The following is a 16,999-nucleotide window of genomic DNA, read 5'->3' on the forward strand; positions in this document are numbered from 1 at the left end:
AGCCCGCGCAAGCGGGCTTATTTATTTGGGGTTCGCCTGAGCGGTGTGACCAGTCCCTGTAAACCCTCAATTTTAATGGCCAGCGTAAGCTGCATCAGCTCACCCAGCGTACCTGCCGGGAACGCGTTTTTACGTGCAAACCAGAGCAGATACGCTTCCGGCAGATCGATCAGCAGCCGCCCCTGATATTTACCAAATGGCATCACCGTGCTGGCGATGGCCAGCAGCTGCTGTTTATCCATCTTACACGTCCAGCAGGCGGATCATCTCCGCTTCGTCGATGACCGGAATACCCAGCTCCTGCGCCTTTGCCAGCTTGGAGCCCGCCGCTTCGCCAGCGATCAGCAGATCGGTTTTCTTTGATACGCTGCCGCTGACTTTAGCACCCAGCGCGGCGAGACGCGCTTTCGCATCATCGCGGTTCATCTGCGACAGAGAGCCGGTAAGCACTACCGTTTTACCGGCAAACGGACTGTCGATCTCTTCAGCTTTGATCACCGCGACCGCAGGCCAGTGAACACCTATCTCTTCTGTCAGCTCGCGGATCACCTCACGATTGCTCTCTTCTTCCATAAAATTGCGTACGTGGGCGGCCACAACCTTACCCACATCCGGCACCGCAATCAGCGCGTCGAGATCGGCATTCATCACCCGCTCCAGCTCGCCAAAGTGACGGGCGAGGTTAGCCGCCGTGGCTTCACCCACCTCGCGGATCCCCAGCGCATACAGGAACCGTGGCAGCGTGGTCAGCTTTGCTTTCTCCAGCGCGGCCACCACGTTTTGCGCCGATTTTGGCCCCATGCGATCCAGCCCGGTCAGTTTGCCTGCCGTCAGGCGAAACAGATCGGCAGGCGTTTTCACATACTCTTTCTCAACCAGCTGATCGATGATTTTATCACCCATGCCATCCACATCCATGGCGCGGCGCGAGACAAAATGCTTCAGTGCCTCTTTACGCTGGGCACCGCAGATCAGCCCTCCGGTACAGCGCGTCACCGCTTCACCCTCTACCCGCTCCACGTCAGAGCCGCATACCGGGCAGTGCTGCGGAAACACAATTTCACGGGCGTCAGCCGGTCGATCAGACTCCACAACGCTGACCACCTGCGGGATCACATCACCGGCGCGGCGAATCGCTACGCGGTCGCCGATGCGCAGGCCGAGACGGGCGATCTCATCAGCGTTGTGCAGGGTGGCATTACTCACTATCACGCCTGCAACCTGCACCGGCTCCAGGCGCGCGACCGGCGTAATGGCACCGGTGCGTCCAACCTGAAACTCAACGTCGCGCACTACGGTGAGCTGCTCCTGTGCCGGGAATTTAAAAGCGATCGCCCAGCGCGGCGCGCGCGCCACAAAACCGAGCCGCTCCTGCAGCGCCTGTGAATCGACTTTAATTACCACGCCATCAATATCAAAACCGAGTGCCGGTCGTTCCTGCTCAATATGATGATAAAACGCCAGCGCTTCATCAGCGGTATGAACCAGCTTGATACGCTCACTGACCGGTAAACCCCAGGCTTTGAACTGCTGCAGGCGTGCCCAGTGGCTGGCCGGCATTTCACCGCCCTCCAGCAGACCAAAACCGTAGCAGAAGAAAGTCAGCGGGCGTCTGGCAGTGATACGGGGATCGAGCTGACGCAGCGAGCCGGCTGCTGCGTTGCGCGGATTCGCAAAGACTTTACCACCGGTACGTCGCGCTTCTTCATTGAGCTTTTCAAAACCGCTTTCAGTCATAAACACTTCACCACGCACTTCCAGCCGCGCCGGGATATTGTCGCCCTGCAGCCGCAGCGGAATCGCCCGGACGGTGCGCACGTTAGCCGTGATATTTTCGCCGGTGGTGCCATCACCGCGGGTGGCGGCCCGCACCAGTAAACCGTTTTCATACAGCAGGCTCACCGCCAGACCGTCCAGCTTGAGTTCACAGCAGTAGGTCAGCTCCTCGCTGCTCTTAAGCCGATCCTGCACGCGTTTGTTAAAGGCGCGGAACCCCGCTTCATCAAACGTATTGTCCAGCGACAGCATCGGAACTTCATGCCGCACCTGCTCAAAAGCGGTCAGGGGGGATGCGCCGACCCGCTGGGTAGGTGAGTCGGGCGTAATCAGATCCGGGTGCGCGCTCTCCAGCTCGCGCAGCTGATTCATCAGCCGGTCATATTCAGCATCCGGGACTTCCGGCGCATCCATCACGTGGTAGAGATACTCATGATGACGCAGCGTAGTACTGAGCGCGGCGATCTGCTCCTGAACTGATTTCATAGCGTTTATCCGATAAAAAACCCCCGGCTGGCGGGGGTTGATAATGACTCTGTTTCACGCTGCAGGTTGCGGGCGTGAACATGTAATACTGCCGTAGCGGTTAGCCGCCAACCACCTCGCGAATGCGGGCTTTGTAAGTCTCAAGCTTCTGCGGCGTCATCATACGGCGCTCATCATCGAGTACCACACCGCCGACGTCATCAGCAATACGCTGGGCTGACTGCAGCATCAGTTTAAAGTTCTGATGCGCATCGCCGTAGGATGGCACCATCATAAACATAGAGACGCCTGGCGTGGTAAAATCACCCATTGTGTCAGGGTTAAAAGATCCCGGTTTCACCATGTTAGCCAGGCTGAACAGAACAGGACCGCTGCCGGCCGGACTCAGATGACGGTGGAAAATATTCATCTCGCCAAACTGGAAACCTGCCTGTAATACGCCCTGCAGCAGCGCTTCACCATTCAGCGCCCCGCCTGCATGAGCGGCCACGTGCAGAACCAGAACCGTCTCTTTTTTACTGCCCGGAGCAGCAGGCTGCGATGCCGTTTCCTGTGGCGCTGGCGCCGCCTCAGGCTCATGTACTGCTTCAGGCTCAGGTGCGGGGGTGAATTCCGGCACAGGCTGTATCGCCGGATGCGGTTCGTTATCCAGGAGCGGATCGGGCTGTACCGGTGCAGGCTGCGGTTTCACTACCGGCTGCGGCGCAGGCTGCTGTGGAACAGGTTGTGGCACAGGCTCCGGAGAAACAGGCTGTTGCGGCGCAGGCTTGCTGTCCAGCAGCGGGTCGCCCGTCAGCGGGGTTTCATGTTGTGCAAAAGGCTGGCGTGCCGGCTCCGGCGCACGCGGTGCAGCCGGTTTTGCTGGCGGCGCGGTGAATACAGGTGCATCACTGTCGTCATGCTGACGATGCACGCGCACTTCACCCACGCCATCCTCTTCATCACTCAGCAGATCGTCATCCGCGTCATCGCGCTGTTTGAGACGTTTGTGCGGGCGATCGCGAAATACAGACGAACGCTCTTTACGACTGGTCCACAGTCCGTGAAGAAGCAGCGCTATTATGGCGATCGCGCCAACAACGATTAATATCAGACGCAAATCCTGCATCATTGTATTCTCTGTTGTTCCAATACCTTGCCACCACGGCAAACTTTATCCTCTAACTGTATTTGCCCTGCTACACAAGTGCAAGTCTGCGCACTATTTTCTGACAAATAAGATACCCAGCCGACGCTTTTTCGCTGTTTTTTCGCACAAAGCAGGCCAGCTCACCGGAAAAAGCCAGGGTATGATGTTGGGGCCGCTACTTACAGGAGAAAGGCTTGTTATGCCCGCAGAGAATTCAGTCTCATCATTTAATGGTCTTCACTACTTTGCCCGCGGCTGGAACCTGGTGCATATGCGAGGAATTCGTCGCTATGTCATTGTGCCGCTGCTGGTGAATGTGCTGCTGCTGGGCGGCGCGTTTTACTGGCTGTTCCGGCGGCTGGGCGAGTGGATCCCGCAGCTGCTTTCACACGTGCCTGACTGGCTGCAGTGGCTGAGTTACCTTATCTGGCCGCTGTCAGTGATCTCAATTGTGCTGGTGTTTGGCTACTTTTTTTCCACGCTCGCCAATCTGATTGCCGCGCCTTTTTGCGGCCTGCTGGCTGAACAGCTGGAGGGACAACTCACCGGCAGGCCGCTGCCTGACAGCGGCTGGATGGGTCTGCTTAAAGATTTGCCGCGCATCATGAAACGTGAACTGCAAAAACTGGGTTACTACCTGCCACGCGCGCTTGGCCTGCTGCTGCTCTATTTTATTCCGGGCTTTGGCCAGATAGTGGCGCCGGTGCTGTGGTTTCTGTTCAGCGCATGGATGCTTTCCGTGCAGTACTGCGACTACCCGTTTGACAATCATAAGGTCAGCTTTCCGCATATGCGCACCGCCCTGCGGCGGCATAAAGTCGCCAATATGCAGTTTGGGGCGATGGTCAGCCTGTTTACCATGATACCCATTCTGAATCTGGTGATTATGCCGGTCGCCGTATGCGGCGCTACCGCAATGTGGGTCGATCGCTATCGTGCTGATTTAGCTCGTCATTAACAGAGCAAATTCAGGCTTATGCTTTTTTCCGCACGGCTTATGGTCAGGGGCTATATAGATATACTATTTCTTTCCTTCCGCGCGGGGACAGAACAGGTATCCTCAAAGGGTTCCCAATATTTCATACAGTTAAGGACGGGCAATGAGTAAGATCTACGAAGACAACTCGCTGACAATTGGTCATACGCCGCTGGTTCGACTGAACCGCATCGGTAACGGACGTATTCTGGCGAAGGTCGAGTCGCGTAACCCGAGCTTCAGCATCAAGTGCCGTATCGGTGCCAATATGATTTGGGATGCAGAAAAACGCGGAATTCTGAAGCCTGGCGTAGAACTGGTTGAGCCAACCAGTGGTAACACGGGTATCGCGCTGGCTTACGTCGCCGCCGCGCGTGGTTACAAACTGACGCTGACCATGCCAGAGACGATGTCAATTGAGCGCCGCAAGTTGCTGAAAGCGCTGGGTGCCAATCTGGTGCTGACCGAAGGGCCGAAAGGCATGAAAGGCGCGATTGCAAAAGCGGAAGAGATTGTCGCCAGCGATCCGGATAAGTATGTTCTGCTGCAGCAGTTCAGCAATCCGGCCAACCCGGAAATTCATGAAAAAACCACCGGCCCGGAAATCTGGGAAGATACCGATGGTGAAGTCGATGTCTTTATCGCCGGCGTCGGCACCGGTGGTACGCTGACCGGCGTAAGCCGTTATATCAAGAATACCAAAGGTAAAAAAGAGCTGATTACCGTGGCGGTAGAACCCACCGACTCGCCGGTTATCGCGCAGGCGATGGCGGGTGAAGAGATCAAACCGGGTCCGCACAAAATTCAGGGCATCGGCGCAGGCTTTATTCCCGGTAACCTTGACCTGCAGCTGGTTGATCGGGTTATCGCTATCACCAATGATGAAGCGATCAACACCGCACGTCAGCTGATGGAAGAGGAAGGTATTCTTGCCGGTATCTCATCGGGTGCGGCCGTCGCGGCAGCGCTGAAGCTGCAGGAAGATGAAGCTTTCGCCAATAAGAATATTGTGGTGATTCTGCCCTCTTCCGGCGAGCGCTATCTCAGTACCGCACTGTTTGCCGATCTGTTCACGGAAAAAGAGCTGCAGCAGTAAGCGTCAAAGTCCTAAAGTGTCGAAAAAAGCACCCCTCTGGGTGCTTTTTTGTGGCGCAGATCTCACTTTCATCACCGGGCAGATTGATTTCAGTGATGTCGCTCTGGTATTTAAGCTGCCAATTATTTCGGTGCCTGAAATTAATCTGCCCTTGAAGTGGATCAAGCTGAATCGATTTACTGATTTGGCGAAATGGCGAATCACGGCATAATTAACCCGATGACGAACAAACGCAGTTGTTGATCCGTCATTGCTAAGATGGCTTATTCATCAAAGCGCCCTTTTTGGTCAGCATGATGCCATACCAGCGCACCTATACAGGCTAAAGTTACGGCTCCAGGCTAGACTTTAGATCCATAACACCAAACCTGAAAAAGTTGGGGAAATAGCATGTTCCAGCAAGAAGTTACCATTACTGCACCAAACGGTCTGCACACGCGTCCCGCTGCACAGTTCGTCAAAGAAGCCAAAGCGTTCCAGTCAGAAATCACTGTTACCTCTAATGGCAAATCTGCCAGCGCAAAAAGCCTGTTTAAGCTGCAGACGCTGGGTCTGACTCAGGGAACGGTTGTTACGCTCTCTGCTGAAGGTGAAGATGAGCAGCAGGCGGTTGAACATCTGGTCAAGCTGATGGCTGAGCTCGAGTAAACTCGCGCGGTCACCACTAAATCGACTCCTTTGCCCCATTGAGTGCAACTATCTTGATCGCGGACAACCTGTCCGCGATATCGCTTCACTAGAGTACTGCTCCACGACAATGGCAATGCATCGGGTCAACGAGCCATCGTGATAAAAAGGTAGGGTTATGATTTCAGGCATTTTAGCATCACCGGGTATCGCTTTCGGCAAGGCACTGCTGCTGAAAGAAGATGAGATCGTCATCAACCGTAAAAAGATTACAGATGACCAGGTTGATCAGGAGGTTCAGCGCTTCCTTGATGGACGTAGCAAAGCAGCAGAACAGCTTCAGGCGATCTGCGTCAAAGCCGGTGAGACCTTCGGTGAAGAGAAAGCGGCGATCTTTGAAGGTCATATCATGCTGCTGGAAGACGAAGAGCTTGAGCAGGAAATCATCGACCTGATTAAAAAGGATCATGTCACCGCTGACGCTGCGGCTCACTCTGTGGTTGAAGGCCAGGCTAAAGCGCTGGAAGAGCTCGATGACGAGTATCTGAAAGAGCGCGCTGCTGACGTACGTGACATCGGTAAACGCCTGCTGCAGAACATTCTTGGTCTGCACATGGTCGATCTCAGCTCGATTGCTGAAGAAGCGATTCTGGTAGCAAAAGATCTTACCCCGTCTGAGACCGCACAGCTCAACCTGAAAAAGGTGCTGGGCTTTATCACCGATCTGGGTGGACGTACCTCGCACACCTCAATCATGGCGCGCTCACTGGAGCTGCCTGCGATTGTCGGCACCGGCAGCGTGACCACCACCGTTAAAAACGGTGATTTCCTGATTCTGGATGGCGTAAACAATAAAATTTATGTCAATCCGACTGAAGCGGAACAGGAAGAGCTTAAAGCGATTCAGACCCAATACCTTTCTGAAAAACATGAACTGGCCAAGCTGAAAGATCTGCCCGCTATTACGCTGGACGGTCATCAGGTTGAAGTCTGCGCCAACATCGGTACCGTGCGCGACGTGGCGGGTGCAGAGCGTAATGGTGCAGAAGGCGTAGGGCTGTATCGTACCGAATTCCTGTTTATGGACCGCGATTCGCTGCCTTCAGAAGAAGAGCAGTTCCAGGCGTATAAAGCAGTCGCAGAAGCCGTGGGTTCACAGGCTGTTATCGTACGTACTATGGACATCGGCGGCGATAAAGATTTGCCGTACATGAACCTGCCTAAAGAAGAGAACCCGTTCCTGGGCTGGCGTGCGATCCGTATCGCAATGGATCGTAAAGAGATCCTGCATGCCCAGCTGCGTGCCATTCTGCGCGCCTCCTCTTTCGGTAAACTGCGCATCATGTTCCCGATGATTATCTCGGTTGAAGAAGTGCGTTTCCTGAAAGCAGAGCTGGAGACCCTGAAAGCGCAGCTGCGCGAAGAGGGTAAAGCCTTTGATGAGTCCATTGAAGTGGGCATCATGGTAGAAACCCCGGCTTCAGCCGTTATCGCCCGTCACCTGGCGAAAGAAGTCGACTTCTTTAGTATTGGGACAAATGACCTGACGCAGTATACTCTGGCGGTCGATCGTGGTAATGATTTGATTTCACACCTCTATAACCCAATGACGCCATCTGTGCTTGGCCTCATTAAGCAAGTGATCGACGCATCACATGCCGAAGGGAAATGGACCGGCATGTGTGGTGAGCTGGCTGGTGATGAACGTGCTACACTACTGTTACTGGGAATGGGGCTGGACGAATTCAGCATGAGTGCCATTTCGATCCCAAGCATCAAGAAAATCATTCGTAATACCAATTACGAAGATGCTAAGGCTCTGGCAGAGCAGGCTCTGGCTCAACCCACAGCGGAAGATTTGATGAATCTGGTCAACAAATTCATTAAAGAAAAAACGCTCTGCTGATCCACGTGATGCTGGCCCCAAATTACTGCTTAGGAGAAGATCATGGGTTTGTTTTCTAAACTTTTTGGCGAAAAATCAGAAAGCGCGTCAGGGACTATCGATATTGTTGCGCCTCTGTCAGGCGAAATTGTCAATATTGAAGACGTACCTGATGTCGTGTTTGCTGAGAAAATCGTGGGTGATGGGATCGCAATCAAACCGACTGGCAACAAAATGGTTGCACCGGTTGATGGGACTATCGGCAAGATTTTTGAAACTAACCACGCGTTTTCCATTGAGTCAGACAACGGCATCGAGCTGTTTGTCCACTTCGGTATCGATACGGTAGAGCTGAAAGGTGAAGGCTTTAAACGTATTGCCGAAGAAGGTCAGAAAGTGAAAAAAGGCGACGTTGTGATCGAATTCGATCTGCCGCTGCTGGAAGAGAAAGCGAAATCCACGCTGACACCGGTTGTGATCTCGAATATGGATGAGATCAAAGATCTGACCAAGCTTTCAGGTCAGGTGACGGTTGGCGAAACGCCGGTTATTCGTATTAAAAAGTAACGGACGTTAGCCCTCTCTGAAAACGGCACCCATCGGGTGCCGTTTTTGTTTCCCGGACGCGAAAAACGCAGCGGGCAGATACTGTCAGTGAAAGACACCGGTGGAGAGATAACGATCGCCCCGATCGCAGACGATCGCCACTATCACGCTGCCGGGCTGCGCCCGGGCGATGCGCAGCGCCCCCGCCACGGCGCCGCCGGAACTCACGCCGCAGAACAGCCCTTCACGCTGCGCCAGCGCACGCATCGTCTCTTCCGCTTCCTGCTGCCCCATATCCATGATCTCGTCTACCACCTCAGGGCGCCAGATGCCAGGCAGATAGGCTTCAGGCCAGCGACGAATACCGGGTATGGCGCTGCCTTCCTGCGGCTGCAGGCCAATGACTTTGACCGCCGGCGCGTGCTCTTTCAGAAAACGGCCCACGCCGCTGATGGTGCCGGTCGTGCCCATGCTGGAGACAAAGTGCGTCAGGCGCCCGCCGGTCTGCTGCCAGATTTCCGGAGCAGTGGTGAGATAGTGGCCCAGCGGATTATCGGGATTGTTAAACTGATCGAGCACCCGGCCTTCGCCGCGATCGGCCATCGCCTGCGCCAGATCGCGTGCGCCTTCCATGCCCTGTTCACGCGTTACCAGCACCAGTTCGGCCCCGTAAGCGCGCATCGCATCCTGTCGCTCCTGACTCATGTTCTCCGGCATCAGCAGCCGCAGCCTGTACCCTTTGAGCGCGGCGATCATCGCCAGCGCAATACCGGTGTTGCCGCTGGTGGCTTCAATCAGCCTGTCGCCGGGCCTGATTTCACCGCGCAGCTCAGCCTGATGAATCATCGACCAGGCCGCGCGATCTTTCACTGAGCCGGCCGGGTTATTCCCCTCCAGCTTCAGCCAGACTTCGCTGCCATTGTCGGGCGACAGGCGTTGCAGCCTGATCAGCGGCGTATTGCCGATGGTATTTTCCAGAGTGGTCACGATCGTTTTCCAGGCGCAAGAGAGGCAATAAAAACGGGCGGGAAAGTCCCGCCCGAAAGAGATGTCAAAATATCAGGCGCTCTCGGCAAAGGCAACCGGGCGCAGCGGGGTATTCCCCTGATAGAGACGGGCCTGCTGCAGCCCCACAAACAGACGCTCACCGCGTACCGGGGCCGCCTGCTCACCTTCGAAGACCACGGTAAACGGCTCTTCATGCCAGCCTAAGGCCTGTACCACCAGCTGCCAGAAGTGTCCGCGCGGACTGATTTCCAGCACCTGTACCGGCAGCGGCGTCTCCAGGCTGCTCTGCCGTGAGACATCCACTTCCCACGGGCGCAGGAAGAGTTCAACGCCGCCCTGATGCGCTGGCGTATAACCCAGCGGCCAGTGATGTGCAGCGACGTGGAACTGCGAGCCGTGTACTTCGCCCTCAAAGCGATTGACCTCGCCCAGAAACTCCAGCACAAAGCGGGTAGCGGGTTCACGCCACACTTCGTCCGGAGAACCGGTCTGTTCAATATTCCCCTGGCTCATTACGACCACGCTGTCTGCGACTTCCATCGCCTCTTCCTGATCGTGTGTAACAAACACGCTGGTAAACTTCAGCTCTTCGTGCAGCTGACGCAGCCAGCGGCGCAGCTCTTTACGCACCTGCGCATCCAGTGCGCCAAAGGGCTCATCCAGCAGCAGAATCTGCGGCTCTACCGCCAGCGCACGCGCCAGCGCCACGCGCTGCTTCTGTCCACCGGAGAGCTGGGCCGGAAAGCGGTTTGCCAGATGCGCCAGCTGCACCATCTCCAGCAGACGCGTGACGCGCTGTTTGATCTCCCCTGCAGAGGGGCGCTCGCGGCGCGGAAGCACTGTCAGGCCAAAGGCGATATTGTCAAACACCGTCATATGGCGAAACAGCGCGTAGTGCTGAAAGACAAAGCCTACCTGGCGATCGCGGGCATGAATGCGGCTGACATCTTTGCCATGGAAATGAATTTGTCCGCTGTTCTGATGCTCCAGCCCGGCAATAATACGCAGCAGAGTGGTTTTACCCGAGCCGGAAGGCCCCAGCAGCGCCACCATTTCGCCGGAAGGAATATCCAGAGAGATATCATTCAGCACCGGGGTGCGGCCAAAGGCTTTATTAATTTGTTTGATCTCAATGCTCATGATTTTCCTCCTGTTGGCGCTTCCGCTGATGCTCTAATCGCCACTGCACCACGCTCTTCAGAAACAGCGTCACAATTGCCATCAGGGTCAGCAGCGCCGCGGCAGTGAATGCGCCCACGGTGTTGTAATCCTGATGCAGTAATTCAACCTGAAGCGGTAAGGTATAGGTCTCACCGCGAATCGATCCTGACACCACCGACACTGCACCAAACTCACCAATGGCGCGCGCGTTGGTCAGTACTACGCCGTAGAGCAGCGCCCAGCGAATGTTGGGCAGCGTCACGCGACGAAACATCTGCCAGCCGGATGCGCCAAGCAGCACCGCAGCTTCATCTTCGTTACTCCCCTGGCTCAGCATCACCGGCACCAGCTCACGTACCACAAACGGACAGGTGACAAATACGGTGGCCAGCACCATACCGGGCCAGGAAAACATAATCTGAATGTTGTGTGCGTCAAGCCAGCCGCCTGCCGGGCCGTTAATGCCCCAGAACAGCAGATACATCAGCCCCGCGACTACCGGCGACACCGCAAACGGAATATCAAACAGCGTCAGCAGCAGCTGCCGACCCGGAAAGGTAAAGCGGGTAACCAGCCACGCCAGCAGCGTACCAAACACCAGGTTTACCGGGACAGTAATCAGGGCGACCAGCACCGTCAGCCAGATTGCATGCAGCATGTCGCCATCCTGCAGGTTGCTGAACGCCTGCCCTACGCCCTGCGCCAGCGCTTCCCAGAAGATAGAGATCATCGGTACCACCAGCAGCAGTATCGATATCAGCGCGCCGGTGCCAATCAGCAGCCATTTGCCCCAGTTAACAGGCTCACGCTCAGCGCGATTGATGTGAGAAATTTCCGCCATCAGTGACCTCCCAGGCGACGGCCAAAGCGGCTCTGCAGCGTATTAATGGCAAACAGCAGCAGCAGTGAGGCAGCAAGGATCACCGAAGCGATAGCACTGGCAGCCGGATAATCAAACTCCTGCAGACGAACAAAAATCATCAGTGACGTCACTTCGGTTTTCCACGCAATGTTGCCGGCGATAAAAATGACTGCACCAAACTCCCCGAGGCTGCGGGTAAACGAAAGCGCCGTTCCGGCCAGCAGCGCCGGGGCTACCTCAGGCAGCACCACACGACGGAAGCTCTGCCACGGTGTGGCACCCAGCGTTTCAGCGGCTTCCTCATATTCCGGGCCCAGCTCTTCCAGTACCGGCTGAACGGTACGCACCACAAACGGAATGCTGGTGAACGCCATCGCAACCGCGATGCCAATCCAGGTATAAGAGACTTTGATATCAAAATGCGCCAGCCACTGACCATACCAGCCGTTAACGGAAAAGAGTCCGGCCAGCGTCAGCCCCGCTACCGCTGTCGGCAGCGCAAACGGCAGATCCATCAGGCCATCCAGCAGCGTACGGCCCGGAAAGCGATAACGGGTCAGGATCCACGCCATCAGCATGCCAAACACCGCGTTGAACAGCGATGCCACGCCGGCTGACAGCAGCGTCACTTTATAAGCCGCTACCAGCTGCGGGCTGGAGATCACCGCCCAGTACTGCGCAAGCGTCATCTGCGACAGCTGCATCAGCAGTGCGCTGATAGGCAGCAGCAGAATCAGACAGGTAAACAGCAGGCTGGTGCCGAGGCTCAGGCCAAAGCCCGGCAGGACGCGTTTTTGTGCTGTAGCAAACATCAGCCCCGCCCCGCTGCCAGTAATTTATCCAGTTCGCCGCCGCTGGCGAAATGCGTTTTCATCACCTGCTCCCAGCCGCCAAAAGCTTCTTTGACATTAAACAAGGTGGTCTGCGGGAAGCGGTCCTGCTGTTCTGCCATCAGCTGCGGATTGTTTACGCGGTAGTAGTAACGCGTGATGATTGCCTGGGCCGCTGGCGTGTAGAGATAGTTCAGATACGCTTTAGCTGCGTCGGCGGTGTTGTTATGCGCCACATTTTTATCCACCCAGGCAACCGGAAACTCCGCCAGAATGTTGTTGCGCGGCACAATCACTTCGTAGTCATCTTTGCCATACTGATTACGGATATTGTTCACTTCTGACTCAAAGCTAATCAGGACGTCACCCAGGCCGCGTTCGGCAAACGTGGTGGTTGCGCCGCGTCCGCCGGTATCAAACACCTCAACGTTTTTCAAAAACTTTTGCATATAGGCTTCGGTTTTTGCGCGATCCTGGCCGTCAGCTTTTTCCGCGGCGCCCCAGGCAGCAAGATAGGTATAGCGACCGTTACCGGAGGTTTTCGGGTTCGGGAAAATCAGCTTTACGTTGTCGCGCGCCAGATCGGCCCAGTCGTGGATCTGCTTTGGATTACCCTTGCGCACCAGGAACGCCATAGTGGAGTAGAACGGTGAGCTGTTATTGGGCAGACGGCTCTGCCAGTCAGCGGCAATCAGGTTGCCTTTATCATGGAGTACCTGCACATCAGTAACCTGGTTGTAGGTTACGACATCTGCCCGCAGCCCCTGCAGGATGGCCAGCGCCTGTTTGGACGAGCCGGCGTGAGACTGCTTAATCGTCAGTTTATCGCCAGGGTGCGCGGCGTCCCACTGCTGTTCAAACGGTGCGTTAAGCGCCACAAAGAGTTCGCGTGACACATCATAAGAGCTGTTCAGCAGCTCCGTTGCCTGCGCCGCCGCTGCCAGTGACAGTGACAGCGCCACGCCGCTGAGCCATGTTTTCAAAACCGGAAGTGTCATGCAGCACCCTGATAAATAGAAATCCAGCCTGGGCCAGTAGATGCTGTCAGTGTATTTATAACTTCGCGGAAAACTGTAACGGTTTTATATATCTTTTGGGGATTTAAAAGTCGAAAAAGGCATAAGCGATCGGCAGAGAAAAGCCGGTTTTCAGAAATATACGCAGGCGGGTGCGGGCCGCCTGAAAGCGGCCCCCGGCAGGGTTAGCGCTGCCAGACAATTTTACTGAGCGTCCAGCTTTTCAGCGTGTCATCTGACGGCATCAGACCCGCCGGGCCGTGCCACTTGCCGCTGTAGACGTAAGAGATATGCTGACTGCCCGGCGCCCGGCACTCGACGTCATGCGCATCAAGGCCCGCGACCATTTTGCAGTTGCTGAATGCTTTGGTAAACGTATCGCTGAAGCGGTCACCAATTTTATTGCCGCTGCTGCTCTCTGCCGCGGTGTCCAGCACCTCAATACGCTCAACGGCGGGCTTGCCGCTGATGATCAGTTTAACGTTGCCATCCTGCAGCGCCTGCCAGAACTCAACCACCTGCCCCTGCTCACTGCGCATGCCCTGTCGCAGCTGGTAATCATTATTCAGCGCCTGCGAAACAGCGGATTCGCTCATCAGGGTGCTGCCATTAAGGCCTGCCACACCCTGCTCGGTTACCTGCAAAGAACCACCAAACCAGCTCAGCGGATTCAGCGCGGCCCAGTGGTAAGTCAACGGATTATACCAGTGGCTCTCGTGCTCTGCCGGTGCCTGGCCGGTAGTGGCGCAGCCTGACACGGCCAGCGCCGCCGCCAGCGCCGCAAAACGTACAGCTTTCATGCTAACTCCATGGTTTCAACTTTATCGCGTGCCTCTTGGAGTCGCGTAATGGCAAAAAGTTTAGCTGGCCGATCCCCATCAATATTCGCGATCTTCAATCAGCCGCTTGCCCAGCAGCAGCGCATCCACGGGCTCATAGTCGAGCTTTTCATAGAATGCGACGACCTGATCGTTCTCTTCACGCACCATCAGATGAATTTTCGGACAGCCGCGCGCAATCAGTTTTTTCTCCAGCCGGTTCATCAGCGCATTGGCAAAGCCACGTCCCTGATAGTCCGGATGCACGGCCAGATAATAGGCTGAACCGCGGTGGCCGTCATAGCCCCCCATCAGCGTGCCGACCACTTCGCCGCCCACTTCAGCGACCAGAAACAGTTCCGGGTCATGATGCATTTTGCGTTCGATATCCAGCTCCGGGTCGTTCCACGGACGTAACAGATCGCAACGCTCCCAGAGCGTGATTACTTCATCAAAATCTTCCTGGCGGAAAGAGCGAATTTCCATCGACGTGTCCTGCTGATCGGCATAATTCGCTGATTATCACGCATTCTTTGCGTGGTGCAACCCTCCTGCTCCGCAATGGCAGAAAAAAGCGGCTAAATCCGGGTTAGCACCGTGCAATACAAAGTAATACGCTGAAATGGTTGCGGGGTCGCTGTACAGCGACGGTTACGCTATAACACTGGGCTGATTTCTCCGCCAGGGACCTGTAAATGAAAAAGATTTCACTGCTTTCACGCCTGACTAACCGTCGCCAGCTGATTCTGTCGGGACTGGCGCTGGCCGTTCTTTCGCCGCGCGCGGTTCAGGCCAAAGAGACGCGGGCAGAGGTCACGGCGGCGCCACGTCATGCCGCGACCAGGCCTGCTGCCAGCGGTAAGCGTATTGTGATGCTCGACCCCGGCCATGGCGGTATCGATTCCGGCGCGGTCGGACAGGAAGGCGCGGAGGAGAAACATATCGTGCTGGAGATTGCCAGTACCGTGCGTACGCTGCTGCAGTCGCATCCGCGCATTGAGGTGCGGCTGACGCGCGACAGTGACCACTTTATTCCGCTCTATCAGCGGGTTGAGATTGCGCATCAGCACGGCGCAAGCCTGTTTATGTCGGTCCACGCTGACGGCTTTACCAGTCCGGATGCCAACGGCGCCTCGGTGTTTGCCCTGTCCAATCGCGGTGCCAGCAGCGCGATGGCACGCTATCTGTCGCAGCGTGAAAATGATGCGGATAAAGCTGGCGGTGCCGCCGTGCAGCAGAAAGATCACTATCTGAATGAGATTCTGTTTGATCTGGTGCAGACCGATACCATTCGCAACAGCCTGACGCTGGGTAAACATGTGCTGGATCAGATCCGCCCGGTGCATCACCTGCATAGTCAGCATACCGAACAGGCCGCGTTTGCAGTGCTGAAGTCGCCCTCCATTCCCTCCGTACTGGTGGAAACCTCGTTCATTACCAATCCGCATGAAGAGCAGCTGCTGGGCACTGCCGCATTTCGCCATAAGATCGCTGCCGCCATCGCTGACGGAATTGTTAACTATTTTGCTGAGTACGATCGTCGCCAGGCATGATCCCGGGCTGTGGTAAGCTTACGGCACATTTACAGAGAGAGTGACGCATGAGCAATCCCGATATTTCACGCGTTAAAGCGTTTTTGCTGACGCTGCAGGATGAGATCTGCAATCAACTGGCTGCCGCAGACGGACGTGCAACGTTTGCTGAAGATAGCTGGCAGCGTCCCGGCGGCGGCGGCGGGCGCAGCCGGGTTCTGCGTAACGGCGCAGTGTTTGAGCAGGCCGGGGTAAACTTTTCCCATGTGCATGGCGATCAGATGCCCGCCTCAGCCACCGCGCATCGGCCGGAACTGGCGGGACGTAGTTTTGAGGCGATGGGCGTCTCGCTGGTCGTGCATCCGGAAAACCCCTATGTGCCGACCAGTCACGCTAACGTGCGCTTTTTTATCGCGGAGAAGCCCGGCGCCGATCCGGTCTGGTGGTTCGGCGGCGGTTTTGATCTGACCCCTTACTACGGTTTTACCGAGGATGCGCTGCACTGGCATCAGACCGCGGCCACCCTCTGTGAGCCGTTTGGCGAGGATGTCTATCCGCGCTATAAAAAATGGTGCGATGACTATTTCCACCTGAAGCATCGCAACGAACAGCGCGGCATTGGCGGTCTGTTTTATGACGATCTGAATACGCCAGACTTTGATCGCTGCTTTGACTTTATGCAGGCGGTAGGCCTGGGCTACCTGCAGGCTTATCTGCCGATTGTTGAACGCCGCAAAGCGCTGCCGTGGGGCGATCGCGAGCGTCAGTTCCAGCTCTATCGCCGCGGACGTTACGTTGAGTTTAACCTGGTGTGGGACCGCGGCACGCTGTTTGGCCTGCAGACCGGCGGCAGAACTGAGTCGATTCTGATGTCGATGCCGCCGCTGGTGCGCTGGGAGTATGACTATCAGCCGGAACCCGGTTCACCGGAAGCGCAGCTGTATACAGATTTTCTGCCCGTGCGGGAGTGGCTTAAAGGGAGTGGCGCTTAGCAGCGCGGGGCTGTGCGCTAAGCAGCGCGAGGCTCTGAAGGGGTTCCGCCCGCCAGCGCAGAGCTGTGCGCTAAGCAGCGCGAGGCTCTGAAGGGGGTTCCGCCCGCCAGCGCGGGGCTGTGCGCTAAGCAGCGCGAGGCTCTGAAGGGGTTCCGCCCGCCAGGCTTCTGGCAGTTTCAGCGGCATTTCCGCATGCGGACGGGCTAAGGGGCGGGTGGGCGCGCCCCTTAGCAATCCCCGCCCCGCGCCGTCCTCGCGA

The 16,999-nt window shown here is 56.3% G+C and carries 18 protein-coding genes; 8 read left to right on the top strand and 10 right to left on the bottom strand.

From position 1 onward, the window contains the following. Positions 1 to 17: 17 nt before the first annotated feature. The 3 genes from B3041_RS00520 to zipA form a co-directional block, all read right to left on the bottom strand. Complete coding sequence (locus B3041_RS00520) at positions 18 to 242, bottom strand: DUF3820 family protein (RefSeq protein WP_065648751.1); 225 nt, start codon at positions 240 to 242, stop codon at positions 18 to 20. Between the two features lies 1 nt (position 243). Then, a complete protein-coding gene (gene ligA / locus B3041_RS00525; RefSeq protein WP_292968465.1) occupies positions 244 to 2,262 on the bottom strand; it encodes an NAD-dependent DNA ligase LigA in 2,019 nt (672 codons plus the stop codon). A gap of 100 nt (positions 2,263 to 2,362) precedes the next feature. Beyond that, positions 2,363 to 3,373, bottom strand: coding sequence for a cell division protein ZipA (gene zipA, locus B3041_RS00530; protein WP_292968467.1), 1,011 nt, complete (start codon positions 3,371 to 3,373; stop codon positions 2,363 to 2,365). Between the two features lie 217 nt (positions 3,374 to 3,590). Here zipA and cysZ point away from each other — a divergent pair, with 217 nt between their 5' ends. From cysZ to crr, 6 genes are all read left to right on the top strand, one after another. Then, positions 3,591 to 4,349, top strand: coding sequence for a sulfate transporter CysZ (cysZ, locus tag B3041_RS00535; protein ID WP_039379442.1), 759 nt, complete (start codon positions 3,591 to 3,593; stop codon positions 4,347 to 4,349). Between the two features lie 142 nt (positions 4,350 to 4,491). Then, positions 4,492 to 5,463 (top strand): cysteine synthase A, encoded by a 972-nt coding sequence (cysK, locus tag B3041_RS00540; RefSeq protein ID WP_065648748.1) that lies wholly within the window; start codon positions 4,492 to 4,494, stop codon positions 5,461 to 5,463. Between the two features lie 16 nt (positions 5,464 to 5,479). Beyond that, a complete protein-coding gene (locus tag B3041_RS00545; RefSeq protein ID WP_065648747.1) occupies positions 5,480 to 5,674 on the top strand; it encodes a hypothetical protein in 195 nt (64 codons plus the stop codon). Positions 5,675 to 5,853: 179 nt separating this feature from the next. Then, positions 5,854 to 6,111: a phosphocarrier protein Hpr gene (gene ptsH / locus B3041_RS00550; RefSeq protein WP_007889063.1), complete on the top strand. Its 258-nt coding sequence runs from the start codon at positions 5,854 to 5,856 to the stop codon at positions 6,109 to 6,111. A gap of 157 nt (positions 6,112 to 6,268) precedes the next feature. Further along, positions 6,269 to 7,996 carry a phosphoenolpyruvate-protein phosphotransferase PtsI gene (gene ptsI / locus B3041_RS00555; protein ID WP_065648746.1) on the top strand — a complete coding sequence of 576 codons (1,728 nt, stop codon included), beginning with the start codon at positions 6,269 to 6,271 and terminating at the stop codon, positions 7,994 to 7,996. 42 nt (positions 7,997 to 8,038) lie between these two features. Continuing rightward, on the top strand, positions 8,039 to 8,542 hold the full coding sequence (gene crr / locus B3041_RS00560) for a PTS glucose transporter subunit IIA (RefSeq protein ID WP_039379452.1): 504 nt from the start codon (positions 8,039 to 8,041) through the stop codon (positions 8,540 to 8,542). A gap of 84 nt (positions 8,543 to 8,626) precedes the next feature. Here the strand turns inward: crr and cysM are convergent, their stop codons facing one another. The 7 genes from cysM to B3041_RS00595 all read right to left on the bottom strand — a co-directional run bounded on the left by cysM (position 8,627) and on the right by B3041_RS00595 (position 14,702). Continuing rightward, on the bottom strand, positions 8,627 to 9,508 hold the full coding sequence (gene cysM, locus B3041_RS00565; RefSeq protein ID WP_065648745.1) for a cysteine synthase CysM: 882 nt from the start codon (positions 9,506 to 9,508) through the stop codon (positions 8,627 to 8,629). Positions 9,509 to 9,580: 72 nt separating this feature from the next. Further along, positions 9,581 to 10,669, bottom strand: a complete 1,089-nt coding sequence (gene cysA / locus B3041_RS00570; RefSeq protein WP_292968500.1) for a sulfate/thiosulfate ABC transporter ATP-binding protein CysA — start codon at positions 10,667 to 10,669, stop codon at positions 9,581 to 9,583. Further along, on the bottom strand, positions 10,659 to 11,531 hold the full coding sequence (gene cysW / locus B3041_RS00575) for a sulfate/thiosulfate ABC transporter permease CysW (RefSeq protein ID WP_065648743.1): 873 nt from the start codon (positions 11,529 to 11,531) through the stop codon (positions 10,659 to 10,661). The genes cysA and cysW overlap by 11 nt, the downstream gene beginning before the upstream one ends. Further along, positions 11,531 to 12,364 (bottom strand): sulfate/thiosulfate ABC transporter permease CysT, encoded by an 834-nt coding sequence (cysT, locus tag B3041_RS00580; protein ID WP_039379465.1) that lies wholly within the window; start codon positions 12,362 to 12,364, stop codon positions 11,531 to 11,533. Before cysT ends, cysW begins: the two co-directional genes overlap by 1 nt. Beyond that, positions 12,364 to 13,380 (bottom strand): sulfate ABC transporter substrate-binding protein, encoded by a 1,017-nt coding sequence (locus B3041_RS00585; RefSeq protein WP_065648742.1) that lies wholly within the window; start codon positions 13,378 to 13,380, stop codon positions 12,364 to 12,366. Before B3041_RS00585 ends, cysT begins: the two co-directional genes overlap by 1 nt. Before the next feature lie 203 nt (positions 13,381 to 13,583). Further along, entirely contained in the window at positions 13,584 to 14,198 is a 615-nt protein-coding gene (locus B3041_RS00590; RefSeq protein WP_065648741.1) for an RpoE-regulated lipoprotein, read from the bottom strand. Positions 14,199 to 14,276: 78 nt separating this feature from the next. After that, a complete protein-coding gene (locus B3041_RS00595; RefSeq protein WP_065648740.1) occupies positions 14,277 to 14,702 on the bottom strand; it encodes a GNAT family acetyltransferase in 426 nt (141 codons plus the stop codon). A 209-nt stretch (positions 14,703 to 14,911) separates the two neighbouring features. On the opposite strand from B3041_RS00595, the gene amiA reads away from it, so the two are divergent. After that, positions 14,912 to 15,769: an N-acetylmuramoyl-L-alanine amidase AmiA gene (amiA, locus tag B3041_RS00600; RefSeq protein WP_292968501.1), complete on the top strand. Its 858-nt coding sequence runs from the start codon at positions 14,912 to 14,914 to the stop codon at positions 15,767 to 15,769. Between the two features lie 47 nt (positions 15,770 to 15,816). Continuing rightward, positions 15,817 to 16,740, top strand: a complete 924-nt coding sequence (gene hemF / locus B3041_RS00605) for an oxygen-dependent coproporphyrinogen oxidase (protein ID WP_065648738.1) — start codon at positions 15,817 to 15,819, stop codon at positions 16,738 to 16,740. Positions 16,741 to 16,999: the final 259 nt, after the last annotated feature.

The organism is Pantoea sp. UBA4549 (genome assembly GCF_002387285.1).
Lineage (GTDB): Bacteria > Pseudomonadota > Gammaproteobacteria > Enterobacterales > Enterobacteriaceae > Pantoea > Pantoea borealis.